The 13310-nt window shown below is 66.3% G+C and carries 15 protein-coding genes; 6 read left to right on the top strand and 9 right to left on the bottom strand.

What is annotated here, in order from left to right:
- Window positions 1–271: 271 nt before the first annotated feature.
- The 3 genes from MJ797_RS23085 to MJ797_RS23075 form a co-directional block, all read right to left on the bottom strand.
- Window positions 272–1369, bottom strand: a complete 1098-nt coding sequence (locus MJ797_RS23085) for a sensor histidine kinase (protein ID WP_239341153.1) — start codon at window positions 1367–1369, stop codon at window positions 272–274.
- 5 nt (window positions 1370–1374) lie between these two features.
- Window positions 1375–2532, bottom strand: a complete 1158-nt coding sequence (locus tag MJ797_RS23080; RefSeq protein ID WP_239341150.1) for a sensor histidine kinase — start codon at window positions 2530–2532, stop codon at window positions 1375–1377.
- 217 nt (window positions 2533–2749) lie between these two features.
- Window positions 2750–3124, bottom strand: a complete 375-nt coding sequence (locus MJ797_RS23075) for a hypothetical protein (RefSeq protein WP_239341148.1) — start codon at window positions 3122–3124, stop codon at window positions 2750–2752.
- A gap of 223 nt (window positions 3125–3347) precedes the next feature.
- On the opposite strand from MJ797_RS23075, the gene MJ797_RS23070 reads away from it, so the two are divergent.
- Window positions 3348–4016 carry a response regulator transcription factor gene (locus MJ797_RS23070; protein WP_239341146.1) on the top strand — a complete coding sequence of 223 codons (669 nt, stop codon included), beginning with the start codon at window positions 3348–3350 and terminating at the stop codon, window positions 4014–4016.
- Between the two features lie 345 nt (window positions 4017–4361).
- Here MJ797_RS23070 and MJ797_RS23065 read toward each other — a convergent pair whose 3' ends face one another.
- Genes MJ797_RS23065 through MJ797_RS23050 form a run of 4 tightly spaced genes read right to left on the bottom strand, consistent with a single transcriptional unit; the run spans window position 4362 to window position 5381 of the window.
- Entirely contained in the window at window positions 4362–4700 is a 339-nt protein-coding gene (locus tag MJ797_RS23065) for a hypothetical protein (RefSeq protein WP_239341144.1), read from the bottom strand.
- Window positions 4697–4945: a WhiB family transcriptional regulator gene (locus tag MJ797_RS23060; protein ID WP_239341142.1), complete on the bottom strand. Its 249-nt coding sequence runs from the start codon at window positions 4943–4945 to the stop codon at window positions 4697–4699. Before MJ797_RS23060 ends, MJ797_RS23065 begins: the two co-directional genes overlap by 4 nt.
- Entirely contained in the window at window positions 4945–5187 is a 243-nt protein-coding gene (locus MJ797_RS23055) for a hypothetical protein (protein WP_239341140.1), read from the bottom strand. Before MJ797_RS23055 ends, MJ797_RS23060 begins: the two co-directional genes overlap by 1 nt.
- Window positions 5184–5381: a hypothetical protein gene (locus MJ797_RS23050; RefSeq protein WP_239341138.1), complete on the bottom strand. Its 198-nt coding sequence runs from the start codon at window positions 5379–5381 to the stop codon at window positions 5184–5186. The genes MJ797_RS23055 and MJ797_RS23050 overlap by 4 nt, the downstream gene beginning before the upstream one ends.
- A 567-nt stretch (window positions 5382–5948) precedes the next feature.
- Between MJ797_RS23050 and MJ797_RS23045 the strand changes: the two genes are divergently transcribed.
- Genes MJ797_RS23045 through MJ797_RS23035 form a run of 3 tightly spaced genes read left to right on the top strand, consistent with a single transcriptional unit; the run spans window position 5949 to window position 7654 of the window.
- Complete coding sequence (locus MJ797_RS23045; RefSeq protein WP_239341136.1) at window positions 5949–6197, top strand: hypothetical protein; 249 nt, start codon at window positions 5949–5951, stop codon at window positions 6195–6197.
- Window positions 6194–6721 carry a DUF6879 family protein gene (locus tag MJ797_RS23040; RefSeq protein WP_239341134.1) on the top strand — a complete coding sequence of 176 codons (528 nt, stop codon included), beginning with the start codon at window positions 6194–6196 and terminating at the stop codon, window positions 6719–6721. The genes MJ797_RS23045 and MJ797_RS23040 overlap by 4 nt, the downstream gene beginning before the upstream one ends.
- Before the next feature lie 33 nt (window positions 6722–6754).
- Complete coding sequence (locus MJ797_RS23035; RefSeq protein ID WP_239341132.1) at window positions 6755–7654, top strand: helix-turn-helix transcriptional regulator; 900 nt, start codon at window positions 6755–6757, stop codon at window positions 7652–7654.
- Window positions 7655–7797: 143 nt separating this feature from the next.
- Here the strand turns inward: MJ797_RS23035 and MJ797_RS23030 are convergent, their stop codons facing one another.
- Window positions 7798–8388 carry a hypothetical protein gene (locus MJ797_RS23030; RefSeq protein WP_239341130.1) on the bottom strand — a complete coding sequence of 197 codons (591 nt, stop codon included), beginning with the start codon at window positions 8386–8388 and terminating at the stop codon, window positions 7798–7800.
- On the bottom strand, window positions 8385–9311 hold the full coding sequence (locus MJ797_RS23025) for a ParA family protein (protein WP_239341128.1): 927 nt from the start codon (window positions 9309–9311) through the stop codon (window positions 8385–8387). Before MJ797_RS23025 ends, MJ797_RS23030 begins: the two co-directional genes overlap by 4 nt.
- Before the next feature lie 1314 nt (window positions 9312–10625).
- Between MJ797_RS23025 and MJ797_RS23020 the strand changes: the two genes are divergently transcribed.
- Both MJ797_RS23020 and MJ797_RS23015 read left to right on the top strand, forming a co-directional pair.
- Window positions 10626–10916, top strand: coding sequence for a cytochrome P450 (locus tag MJ797_RS23020; RefSeq protein ID WP_239341126.1), 291 nt, complete (start codon window positions 10626–10628; stop codon window positions 10914–10916).
- Window positions 10917–10945: 29 nt separating this feature from the next.
- Window positions 10946–13282: a toprim domain-containing protein gene (locus MJ797_RS23015; RefSeq protein WP_239341124.1), complete on the top strand. Its 2337-nt coding sequence runs from the start codon at window positions 10946–10948 to the stop codon at window positions 13280–13282.
- Window positions 13283–13310 lie beyond the last annotated feature (28 nt).

The raw sequence follows: 13310 nt of genomic DNA, 5'->3' as shown, positions 1-13310 counted from the left end.
GGGCACCAGATGCAGCCCCGCCGCACCCGCCACCGACTCCCGATCCCCCACTGACCGCAACCTCCACCCTTCGCATCCGATGCGAGATCTTCGCATCAGATGCGAAACGGCTGGTCATCGACCCAAGACAGTCCCGCCGACACCCCCGATACGATCACTCGCTGAGCCGCGATGGACCCAGGAAACCCCAGGTCAAAGCCACTCCAGAACGCGCCGCATGCAGACCGACGCGTATTCGCATCCGATGCAATTCGCGGCGGTTAGCAAAGTACTATAAATTCGGCAGCGTTGCCTCGACCAGCCAGCCCCCGCGTGAGGTCGGTCCGGAGAGCAGGTGACCACCCAGCTCCTGCACCCGTTCGCGCAGGCCGACCAGCCCACGACCCGTGCCGGACAGGCCCGGCCGCTCCTGGACCGACCGGTCGTTCTCGACGCTCACAGTCAGACCCCGGCCCGATCTGCTGACCAGCACCCACACGGCTGCACCGGGGGCGTAGCGCAACGCGTTGGTCAGGCTTTCCTGTACGATTCGGAAGGCGATGTGCGCCGTCGGAGCGGCGACGCTGTCGCGCTCCCCCTCGAACCGGCAGGACACGTCCAACCCGCCGCGGGTAGCCCGCGCCACAACTTCCTCGATCAGCGACAGCTCGGAGCCTGCGACCTCCGTTCCGCCGAGCAGCTCGATGAGCCGCTGTAGGTCCTCCTTGCCCTGCCGCGCCGACTCCGCGATGGCGGTGAATGTCTGTCGGGCTCGGGCCGGGTTGTCGACCAGCTGTTGCCCCGCCGCAGCCTGGACAACCATGACGCTGATCGCGTGCCCGACGATATCGTGCAGTTCCGAGGCGATCCGGGTCCGCTCGTGGCGCAGGGCCAGGTCGGCGAAGAGCTCCCGTTCCTCCTCCAGCTCCCGACCATGCACGGCGAGTCCGTCCGCTGCCTCCCGGCACAGCCGCAAGACCGTACCGGCGAAGAAGCCGGGGATGCTGAGCATCACCACCGCGACCCAAGTGGTGCCGCGCAGCCCCCAGAAGACAAACAGATACACCCCCAGACAGAGCGCGACCAGCCAAGCCGCCCGGCCGGACCAGCCCAGGGCCGTGACCGTCGCGAGGAGCACCATGAACGGGGTGCCGGGTAAGTACCCGTAGGCATCACGGGAGACGAATAGTAGCCAGAATGCACCACCCAGGACAGCGACCAGACGTGGGTGACTGCGCCACCACACCAGCGTGAGCCCGCTCGCTAGAAGCGCGGCGGTGGAGACGTTTCCCGCGGCGCTGGTCGGCCAGCCGTGGATCGCTGTCGGCAACGCGACCATAGTGAGGATCAGGATGGCGATTCCCGCTTGCTCGAGCTTGCGCACACCCACCCCAATCAGCCGGGTACGGGCAGTTGAGCGACGACGCCAGCCCGACCGCGTGTGACCTTCACGTCTACCGAGCCGCCCAGCAACCTGGCGCGCTCCCTGGCTCGGGCGATAGCCGCCTTCAAGTCGGCGGCCGTGTCCACCGGTCCGGTCACGCGGATCTCGAGCGCGTCGTCCTCGAATCGCACCACCACGTCGATCGGTGAGTCGGCACGGTCGGCGAGCGCGGAGAGCAGATGTTCGACAATGCGGTACGCCGAGAGTTCGACCGTCGCCGGCAGCGATCGGGAGTTACCCGTCACGGCGAGCCGAGAGTCCGCCGCTTGGCGCCGCGCGAGCAACGTGTCGAGGTGGGCGACCGTCGGGGCGGGTGCGAGGGCCACGTCACCACTGCGGAGCAGCCCGACGATCTCACGCATGTCGTCGAGTGTCTGCCGACTGCCGGACTCGATGGATTCCAGCAGGGCCTTCGCCTGCGCTGGCGTGAGTCCGTCGGCGGACTCGGCGACAGTGATCAGCTGGCCGAGCCGCTCTTGGAGCAGTCCGTCGAGCTGCCGGGCAAGCTGTGCCCGGTCGTCCGCGACCTTGAATGCCGCACGCTCGTCGCGCAGCCGCCGCAGCTCCTCGTTACGAATTTTGATTTCCTGGTTCAAGGCGGTGCGGTGGCGGACGGCCCGGCCGACCCCGAAAACGACGAGGACGACAGGTATGGCGAGCACCGAGGCGCCAGGACCGGCGGAGGCGTCGAATACTAAGACGACTCCAGTCAGCAAGACACTGAGTCCGCAGACGAGCCATGCCTTCTTGCGCCCGTACGCTAGAGCCCCGAGGAATGTCAGTGTGAAGGTGAGCGGGAGCCCGGCGCCGCAGCGGGTCACCCACCCGAAGACGGCATCGTGCAGCGCCAAGACCACGATGGCGCTACCGGTGACGGCTAGAACGCTACGCCGCCACCAGAGCAGCGGGATCGTGGCGCCGACGAACACTGGGATCATCCACAGCGAGTGGGAGTCCATCGGGTGGGCCATCGACCCCCCGGCGACAGCCTTGTTGACATAGGCGTCGGACGTGCGGACGTTGAGCTGCATCAGGAGAAAGCCCAGCGTGGTGAGGACTGCCGCGAGAACCCAGTCGCGGACCTTGATCCCGCGGAAGACCTTACCCATCGCCGAGTTCCTTCCCGTAGCAGCCCCGGTCAGGTGGCAGCGCGCTCGATAACCGGCGCGGCGACCGCGGGGTGCTTGTTGTTAACCCGATTCTGAACGGAGAGGCCGATGCTGAGGATTATTCGGAACTCCCATTCTAGATGATCTATATCATGCATCGCAGCAGGTCAAGACACAGACCGAGATGCTTCTATAGATCTTGATGGAAGAGTTCCGCTTAACCCCTGCTGTAGAAGAGCACAATGATCGGAATGGTAATGATGATCGTGCCGATCGAAGGGCCCCTGGCTATCATCAACAGCTGCGTAAGGACGATGCTGGTGAGACCGGTCAGGTGCTCCTTCCTCCTATCGGCGAAGCGATCGACAGCGTACGGCAGTGGCAGCTCAACGCTGCAACGGGTGTTCCAGCCGAGCATGATCACGTGAATGATCGAGGCGATGGTGGTGATCCAGATGGCCGCGATGATGGTGCGACGGCGCCATAGGATCGGCAGCATCACCCACATGGCGGTCGACTGCGGGTGCGGTAGCCCGTAGGAGAGCACCGCCATGACGTTCTCATACATCAGGAACACACCGGCGGCGGTCATGACGCCGGCAAGCACGCAGTCGAGGGGCCGGACCCCTTTGAAGATTCCATTCATCGGTCTTTCCCTTACGCTCCGGGTGGCCTGGTGGGTCGTCGTGACCCCGATGCCACGACGGTAGAAACCGGCTCTTGTAGCCCACATCTGGCGCAAGGAGGATGTTCGGAGCCGGCATCCTCCGCAGGAATGACTCGGCGACGGACACGAGACAGGCAGAATCTCGGTTGTGTCCAAGAAGATCCGTGTGCTCGTCGCCGACGACCAGACCCTCGTCCGCACCGGTTTCCGGGTAATCCTGGAGGCAGCCGGCGACATCGAGGTGGTCGCCGAGGCCGACACCGGCAACGAGGCGATCCGCCAAGCCCAACTGGTCGAGCCCGACGTGATCCTGATGGACATCCGGATGCCCGAGCTCGATGGACTGTCGGCCACCGAGGAGATCCTGCGACACCCCGATCCGCCCACGATCGTCGTGCTCACAACGTTTGACCAGAATGAGTACATCTACCGCGCGTTGCGCGTCGGCGCGGCTGGCTTTCTGCTCAAGGACGCCCCGTCGACCCGGCTGATCGCAGCTGTTCGTGCTGCGGCCACTGGCGACTCCCTCATCGAGCCGTCGATCATCCAACGGCTGGTCGAACGCTTCGTCGAGCCCGCCCAGCCGAAAGGGCTCCCCGAGGAACTGACGTCCCTGACCGAGCGTGAACTCGACGTACTGCGACTCATCGCGCGCGGGCTCTCCAACGCAGAGATCGCGGCCGAGCTGGTGGTGGCTGAGACGACGGTGAAGACCCACGTTGCTCGGATCCTAGCCAAGCTCGGAGTCCGCGACCGCGTACAGGCGGTGGTGGTCGCCTACGAGACCGGGTGCGTTACCCGCAACCCGCGGGGTTGACGTGTCCGCGTAGGGCGCCGCGAACCGCTACGCCTCCCCGGCTCTGCGATCGTGCAAGTGCCTGTGGGTCGCAACAATGGGCGGTCTCAACCGCAGTGCCCGTCCGCACCATGCTGGTATCCCCGGACTTCGGCATGAGGCGGACACCCCGGATGATGCACTGAGCGCCAGAAACCGCCGATCGTCCAGTGACCGCCAGCACGCGCCTCGATGACCAGCCGGTCGCTGTGCCAGCCGTGCAGGAACGAACCGGGTGGCCTTGGTCAAGCGCCATTCCAGCTCCCCACACGCATACGGGATCGCCGGTGGCGCGCCGCAACGCCTCGGCCAAGGCGTACTCGGCGCTCACCGGGCCACATCCCCGACTGTACGGGCTGCCTTCAGCAGCTCCCGCGCCGCCCGCGCCACCATCGGCAGCTGACCGTCCAGGCCCAGACAGCGGCCAGCGGCATCCCGCCGGCTCAGCGTGTGGGTCAGCACGTCACGGGCGACACAGATCTCGTCCTCACCGGCACCGTCGGCGACCGCCGTCGCGTAGGCGACCAGTGCGTCTCCCTCGGCTGCCACGGCGTCGGCGTACTCGCGTGCCGCTGTCCACAACCAGGACGAGAGATTACGGACGTCCGCCAACGCCCACGCCAGATCCACCGATCCCGCCGGGCGGGCCGCCATCGGGCGCGTCACGAAAGCCTCACCCGAGTGCGGGCAGGCCGTGTAAGCCCGCGGCGTTCGTCCTCGGACAGCCCGCCCCACACCCCCGCGTCCTGTCCGGTGTCGAAAGCCCAGGTCAGGCATTCGGATGTGACCATGCAGCGGCGGCAGACGGCCTTCGCTTTTTCAACCTGCCGTTCCGCGGGGCCGGTCGTCCCGACCGGGAAAAACAGCTCCGGGTCCTCGTCCCGGCACAGGGCCTTGTGGCGCCAGTCCATCAGGCACCCCCGGCCGCGGTATCCACCTCGGCGGTCATAGACGGCTTAAGCCACCGCAAGCCCGACCCGGAGACCGGCTCGATCAGAAAATCGGTAGGGTTGAGCGCCCGCCGGACATCGATCACCGTGATATGGACAGTCAGATTCTTCTGCCCAGGGAACAACCAGCCCCGGATCTTACCCAGAAACGGGCTGCCGTCAGCAGTAGTGCGCATGCTCGGCGTAAGACGGTCGCCGCTCATGCCCCACCGCCCAGTTGTCCCGATTCTATTTGCTCCAAGACGTCGTAGGCGGAGGCGCACTTGGCAGCGACCGCAGCCGGCAGGCGCTCCACAATCCCGCGCATCGAGACGGACGGGTGCATGTCCGCGGGCGCGTCCCCCTCGGCCTGCGTGTCCTCCACCGAGGTGTGCAGCCCAGCGGTGTACCGACCCACCACCGATCTCAATGACCGGGGCGGACAAGGGCGGGAAGTGGGCACTGGCCTCGGCCGGCAGTGTCAACCCGCCCGGGACGGTCATCGAGGCGTTCCGCACCAACGTCGCGGTCGGACGGCCACGGTGCAGCAGGTTGTCGTGCACACCGGCCAGTTCCCGCGCCTCATCGGCAAAAGCGGGGGCAGCCCCGGACAACCGGCAGGCCGGGCAGGTGACGTGGTGGTCTTCGAGTGTGCGGGCAGGATCAGACACGGGTCTCGCTCCCTCTGCGTAGGGGGTTGGGATCACGGCCCCCGGTCAGGTGGTGGTGCACCAGGCCGGGGGCCGTGTGCTTCCTTCAGCGGGTGGTGGTGCCCCCGCCGAAGGGTCTGTGTGCCGGGTCTCCTCTCACCCAGCCCGGTTCCTTGGGTACGATAAAGATCTTTTTCAGTTTATTTCAGGAAGAGAATGAAACACAGCCCTGATTGCGTCAAGCCCGATCGACAACTCCATACGATCTTGACCTTCCGAGAAGGATCGAACGATGCTGAAAGCTTCGGAACCTTTCGATCGCGGAGGCGACCAGCATGCCCAAGATCACAGAGACCGTTCGCGAGTCTCGCCGCGGCGGGTGCCCGGCGGTCCACGATGTCGAGGGGGACATCACCCTCGCCACCGGCGAAACGGTGTCCGACGGGATGGTGCTCGTGCAGGGCTACCGGTTGAACGATCCCGACGCCGTGGCTCAGATCGGCTTCGACCCAGGCGAAGACGTCCTAGCGGTACAGGAGTCGCTCGTTCTCCGAGCAGCAGACGAGATCAGGTCACGGCGATGAACGGGTTCGACGCCGTCTTCAACCGCTTCATCTCAACCGCGTTCCGCCTGGAGACCCTGGACTGGTACTCGAACGAGGAAGAGGACACCGAGCTCGAGCTCTTTCTCGCCGACGAACCACTGCCCGAGTACTCGCCCCGGACCGACCCATGGCTGAAGCGGGTGGCGGACACGACGGCGGCTGGGAAGCGGTGGCAGCGCGTCCACCTCGTCAGCCGGCCCCTGTCCGACTACCTTCGTCTGGAGTTCATCGGCTACGAAGGCAACGTCGCCGCCGGTGAGGACGTCCGTATCGCAGATCGAGACGCCGATCCCTCGCTTGCCGGGCTCACCCAGGACTTCTGGCTCTTCGATGCCAACACCTCGCATCCATTTGTGGCATTGCTGCACTACGACAGGGCCGGCTGCCTAGTCACGTTCGACACCGCGACCGACCAGCGGGTCGTCGAAAGGTGCCGCCATGAGCGTGACCTTGCCTTGGCATGGTCTGTCCCTCTCGCCCAATACGCTGCACATCGGGCGTGAGTTGGGTGCTGGCGACAGGGTGATGCAGTGATGATGGCTGGCAGGAGCCCCGCCAGAACCGGTACCACCCTGCGCCAGCACATCGGCGGCCGTCTCAGAGTGCTGCGTGAGCTGGCCGACCTTCGCAACGAGGATCTCGCCAGTGCGCTGGGCGTCAGTCCAGCGACAGTCTCCCGGATAGAAGCCGGAGACCGTCTCGTCAAGCGGCGCGAGATCGACATCTGGTTCCGTGTCACCAGCGCCCCGCCCACCGCCTGTGAGGAACTAACAACTCTCCTGGACGCCGGAGCGAACCAGATCACTCCATGGCAGTCGCGGGTACAGCACGGAGCCGACCTGGCCCAAGTGGAGACGGGCGAGCTAGAAGCCAGCGCAGCGACGATCATCATCTATGATCACGCGGTCGTTCCCGGACTCCTCCAGGTCCGCAACTATGCGCGGCGCGTCTTCGAGATGGTAGGAGTCGACACCCAGAATATCGCTGGCAATGTCGAAGACAGGATGCGACGCCAGAGCATCCTGCTTGACCAGTCCAGACGGTTCGACATGCTCGTGACCGAGGCAGCCCTACGTTGGCGTCCCGGCTCGGTCGAACTTCAACTCGAGCAGTTGCGCCACGTCCGGGCTGTCATGGCACTACCGAACATCCAGATCGGCTTCCTGCCGCTCCGCGGCCAAGCGCGCGTCATCTACCCGGAAGGGTTCCAGATCTACGCCGATAGAGCGGATGATGCTGACACCCTCGTGGTCGTCGAACTCATCACTGACGAGGTCACCATCAGCGACCCAGGGAGCGTTGCTCTCTACCAGCAGGAGTTCGACCGCCTGCATGCAAGCGCGCTACACGGCAACCAGGCACAGGCGCTCCTCGACCACATAGCCGTCGATCTGAGCGCCGAGCAGACGGGAAGCAGCAGCCGTGGAACTGATTGACATCGGCAGCGCACACGCCGCCATCCCCAGACACCATGACCAGGGCAGCCCTTCGGCACTTACACCATGGTCAACAAAGGAGGTCGTCAGACAACGAACACAACGCCAGGGCTGCATCTCACCACGCCGCACCGGCTGCGTATCTACGTTTCGCCACCTTCGCCAGCATGACGCATTGCGACCGTCAGCGCGGCAATCGTAACCGCTGTCCGCGTCATTTCCGCCCTGGCGGCAAGCTGGTCGATCACGGGGAGTTCTGCGTCCCCGCGCAACGTCACCTGCACACTTTCGGCCGCGAGCCGGCGCCCCCGCGGGATACGCGCACCGGGGGCAGTCCGTGGAAGTGCGTTGAGGACCTCGTCCGGGTAGTCCTCGCAGGTCCAGGCGACGAGCTGGCCGTAGGAGGGACGTTCCACCCCGCTCAGCAGGCGCTCCACCACCGAGAGGTAGAGATCTCTCGGGACCCTCACGGCCGCCGGCCGGGTACCCCGGTCGGCTTCTGCTCCGGTCGAGGTACGGGCTCCTTGGCGGCTCGCCGTAGGGGGACGCCCACCAGTCCCCTTCCCCCGCCGCGCGGGCGAAGGAGGTACGTCCACGGCATCACTGGCCGGGGGCTGGGTGCCTACTGGCGTCGGAGCGGGCATCGCCGGTGGCGGCACGGGAGGCGGGCCGAGTAGATCATCGACGTCGTCGAGCCGGTTGGGATCGAACGCCCCGCGTCGAGCGGCGTTCACTGCTGGTCCCCGCGTTCAGCTGTGGCGATTCGGGCGAGCATCTCCCGCGCGAGCTGCTGGTAGTCCCCCGCCAGCGCCGACGGGTCACGAGACCACAGGCGGTCCGACCTGTCGGAATCTCCACCGTCACGGAGCCGCTGGAGACGCTGCTTCCTGTAGTCCTCCGCCGCCGCGACCAGCTCCCCCGCTGTCAGATGGCGTGCACGCAGGTCAACTGCCGCCGCCCGGTCCGATCGGATCATCGACTCGAACGAGCGGGCCCCGGATCCCTCGAGCAGGTTGTCCACCTCGTGAAGGATCTGTGCGTTCCTGGCCGTCGCCCGCGGATTGGCGTCGAAGAGGACAACACCCAGCAGCTGCACACCCGACCCGGCCTTCCGCGCCCGTAGGTACCGAGCGGCCAGCAGCTCGACCCCAGCGAGGGAACCGTCATCGTCACGGGTTGGGACAACGAGATAGCGAACCGTGCCCAGCAGCGCGTCGAGCAGCGGCGCGTCCCCCGGACCCGAATCGATCAGTACCAGCATGTATCGCTCGAGTGTGCACAGCGCCCCGAGTGCCTGCACCAGGTTGCCCCGCAGATCGACCCCGGTCTGCGCTGCGGTCGCGTGCGCCGCGGCGACCATCGCGAGCATCGGGCCACCGGGGATCAGATCCAGGCCGGGACGCACGTCACGGACCGGCTCCAGCGGCGCGGAGTACTGCAACGCCATCGCCAGGCCCCGTCCCCGGTCACCCTCCACACCCAGGTCCGCCTGAGTCGCGTTCGCCTGCTGGTCCGCGTCGACGATCAGCACCCGCCGATCCGCCCGTGCCGTCAACGCGGCAACGGAGGTCACGATCGAACTCTTGCCAACGCCTCCCTTCTGGTTGGCGACGAGGACTGTCCGCGCCAGCCGTGGATCCCCAGCAATCACAGACATGTCCTTCATCTCATAGGTACTCGGTGCTGTCATCATCCCTCACTTCCCTACCATCACCGTCGTCTCAGGACAGCCCGTCGTATCTGGAGCAAGGTACGGCATCACATCTGTACATCACTAGTACCGATGGCATGTGCACATCTCCTGCAACATCTCTGCAGCAAGACACGTACATACGTACTGACATAGACGTATCCAAGTTAGTGTCAACACATGATAGCAGATCAGTTGACATCTCTGATGAGCATGACTGTGACTCACGTTCGTCGATAGACGATGGATCAGCAACTTCCCCTGAAGTTGACATCTGTGATGTCAGTACATCGCGAACGTCTTCTCTATCCGATGATCTATCGGTACGTGGGAGATAACTGTAAGAGCATCTCTCGACATCTTCTACTGTACCAGCGTCATACTCTCCCTACATATATGCAGGCTTGTATGTAGCCTCATATGTTGGTTATTGAAGGATTGATCGAGAACGTTTTCGCAGGCTGTAAGGCATGATCCCCATCGCCACGTAGAGGTCCTCTCTCCCGAGCCAAGCTCCTCCTTCTCCCTTCCTCCGCGCCTCGCAACGGGGGTATGTACCTCACCGCACGCGGCGGTGGGGCCCACAGCAACAGGCAGTCGACGCTGCGCCCGATGGCAAGATGGGACGCAGAGAGCGGCATGTCGACAGAAGCCCCCTCCACGCATCCCGTGCCGGATGAGACACGGGCACGCCGTTCCTCGGCGGGAGCCCCGACACCCTGTTGACCCTTCCTCGGAGCACGAACCAAAGAAGCATGAGCGATGGGAATGGTCGCTGCGCAGCTTGCACCCCAGCGCTGGCGCTCCTGCTCCGGTCACGGTGCTGCCTTGGATGCGCGCTGTCGGCGGGAGAGGGATCGCGGTTTCTTCGCTTCCCGGCCCAGCGCAGGAGGAATGTCTCCGGTTCGCCGGGAGACGTCACCCAGGCCACACGCATGTCCGACCACCCATCCGGGTGACGCTACATATCGATGTATGACGTCGAATATTCGTCTATGTATGTAGGTTATTCACCTGCAAGAGCAGGAATGGGACGCCAGATCAGGCGTCGGGCTGCATCCATAAAGGAGCCGATCGTCACCGAAGTAGATGCCGACACGGCCGGGATTGCCGAAGGCCACGTCCAGACCGGCAAAGAACAGCAGGTCACCCGACCGCCACTGGTAAAGATCATCTTATTGGAGTCGGGATCTCTTCCACGCATCACCGGGAGAGCAATTGTTAGACACTCTTTATATCCATATATATCCAATTAGATACTTGTTACGGCAGAATGCCGGTATGAGTGGCTGGGCGGACCCATACAGTCCGGACAACCTGCAGGACACACCGAGCGGAGGAGGAGATCCCTTCGGTAACGACCTGCTGGGAGTGCTACAGGACCAGCTCACCGCCCTGACGGAAACGGCTGGCTCCCACCAACAGGCCCTGGCCACGATGCAGCAGACCCTGGCTGGTCTGGTGGAACAACAGCGCCGGCAGCAGGAGCGGACGGACATGCTCGAAACCCTGGTGCGCGGGCTCCAGGAGGAGTCGGGCCGGCTGAGCGCGGACGCGCCACAGGTACGGTGAGCGCCACTCTCCAGCCGGAGGATCCGGCCATGCAGATGGCGGCGCGGATCGCCGAGCATGCTCGCTCGATCCATGAGCCGGGGCAGTGGGCCGAACTACTGGGTGTGGCGGCACGCTGGCCACGAGCGGACACCGCAGTAGCAATCCACGCCCAACGGCCCGGCGCGACCGTGCTGGCGACTGCGACGGGCTGGCGGACGGTCCGCCGGCATGTGCGCCGGGGGGAGCGGGGGCTACTGCTGCCGTCGATCCACACCGGCGAGCCGACCGAGGTCTACGACCTCACCCAGACCTCCGGACTGCCGCCGACGGCACCGGTCCCGCTGGCGCCGGCCGTGGTCGGGCGGACTCTGGTTGACCTCGCCGCTTCCTGGGGCTATCAGCGGGTGTGGGAGGACGCTCCTGCCGGCGGCGGTCCCGCCCGCAGCGAGCAGGACGTCACCCAAAGGGTGCTGCGGCTACATACCGGGGAGACCCCGGAGCAGTCCGTGCTGCGGCTGATCCACCATCTGGTATCGGTGCGGGTGTCCGATGTCGGGCCGGACACGGCGGACGTGGGGTCGGTGACCTGGCTGGTGGCCGTACGCGCCGGACTCGACCCGGCGGAGCCGCCGGGAGTACGGCCGGAGGGCCCGCCTGCGAATGTGCGGGCCGGGCTGGAAGAGGTCCTGGCGGTCGCCGGCCCGCTGCTGGACGCGGTTCAAGCCGCCCACGCCGTGCGGCACCAAGCCAGCCGGACCGCCGCGCGGGACCTGGCCCGCGTGGCCCGCCAGGCGCAGCTCACTGCTGCGGTGGCGTCCGGCACTGTCCCGGCAGCGTCCCCGGTGGTAGCCGCGCCAGCACCTCCATCGGCAACACCGGAACCGGCACCGCAGCCACGGCCGGTGCGGACCACGGCGGCTTCTGCCCCGTCCGGGTCGGCGGGGCAGAACGTGTCGGTCGAGCGGTTGCGGGAGGTCCAGGCTGCGGCCGTGGTCTTCTTCCGTTCCCAGCTGCTGGGCGAGGGTGGGGCGGTGGCGCGAGAGTACCTGACCGGCCGGGGCCTGACCGGTCAGGTACTGCCCCACGTTCTGCATTCCGAGAGTCGCTGGGTGGTCGGCTACGCCCCACCGGCATGGAGCATGCTGCGGGAGTATCTGTCCGCGCAGGGGTTCAATCCGGCGGAACTGGCCGCCTCCGGGCTGATGACTCCCAGCCCCCGGTCGGGGGAGCTGGGCAGTCTGTTCCGGAACCGGATCATGATCGGGGTACGGGACCTCGATGGGCATGTGGTCGGCTGGATCGGCCGGGACATCAGCGGCCAGGCCCCCGACGGCATGAAATACCTCAACAGCCCTCAGACCGCCCTGTACCACAAGGGTGAGCTGCTGCTGGGGCTGTACGAGGGACGGGAGGCCCTGGCCCGGGGTGCGGTCCCGGTTGTGGTCGAGGGCGCGATGGACCTGCTGGCCGCCAGCATCATCACCGGACAGGTGCCGGTGACCCCGTCGGGGACCGCGTTCACCGCCGGGCACGCCGCCGCGCTGCGCCACGCCGCCGGCCGCGGCCCCGCCGAACCACGCCGGCGGGCGCTGCTGGCGTTCGACGCCGACGCCGGCGGCCGGCAGGGAGCGGTGGCAGCCTACGAACTGCTGCGCGATGACTGGCAGGTGTGGGTGCCGCAGCTGCCGGAGGGCGCCGACCCGGCGCAGGTGCTGCAAACCGGGGGGGTACCTGCGCTGGCCGCAGTCCTGCTCCACGGCCAGGACATGCGGCTGATGGCGGAGGTGGCGATCGACCATCACGTCGCCTCCTACGCGGCGGGACTGGCCGCCGGGCATGCACAGGCGCAGGTGGACGCGGTCCGCACGGTCCTGCCGATCCTGGCCGCCGAAGCCGACCACATCGCCTCACTCACCGCCTACGCCGCGCAGGCCACCGGGGTGAACCCGCAGGAGGTCGTCCAGCTCCTGGTCGACGAGCAGATCAGCCCGGACGTCCCCGCCGGCCCACCACCAGTCCCTGTCCTGCCTGCCTCTGCCGCGTCCTCCGACATCCCGGTGACCGCCGGGGATCCGCAAGACGTGGAACCGGCTGCGGTACTGCCTCCTCCGCCCTCAGGCGGACCACCGGATCCGGATCCTGGCCTGGAGCAGCCAGCGGCGGACGACCAGTCTTCCGCCAGCCCGGATCAGACTCCCGCCGATCCGGTGGCATCCAGCCCGCCGGCGCAGAAGACCACCGCGACGGCCGGCGCCCCGCGGGGTGGCAGTCCGCTGAGTGCGGCGTTCCCAGGCCCGCCCCAGCCGGGAACCGCCACAACGGCAGCCCCGTTGCCTACCCGGCCGGCCACTACTGCCACGCCTGCCCGTAGCCCGAGCCGCTGACCGTCACAGCACAGAAAGGACCGCATGA

The sequence above is a fragment of the Protofrankia sp. CiP3 genome, assembly GCF_917627345.1.
Classification (GTDB): domain Bacteria; phylum Actinomycetota; class Actinomycetes; order Frankiales; family Frankiaceae; genus Protofrankia.
The sequence above is the reverse complement of the archived record's forward strand: the minus strand, read 5'-3'. Positions and strand labels throughout refer to the sequence as shown.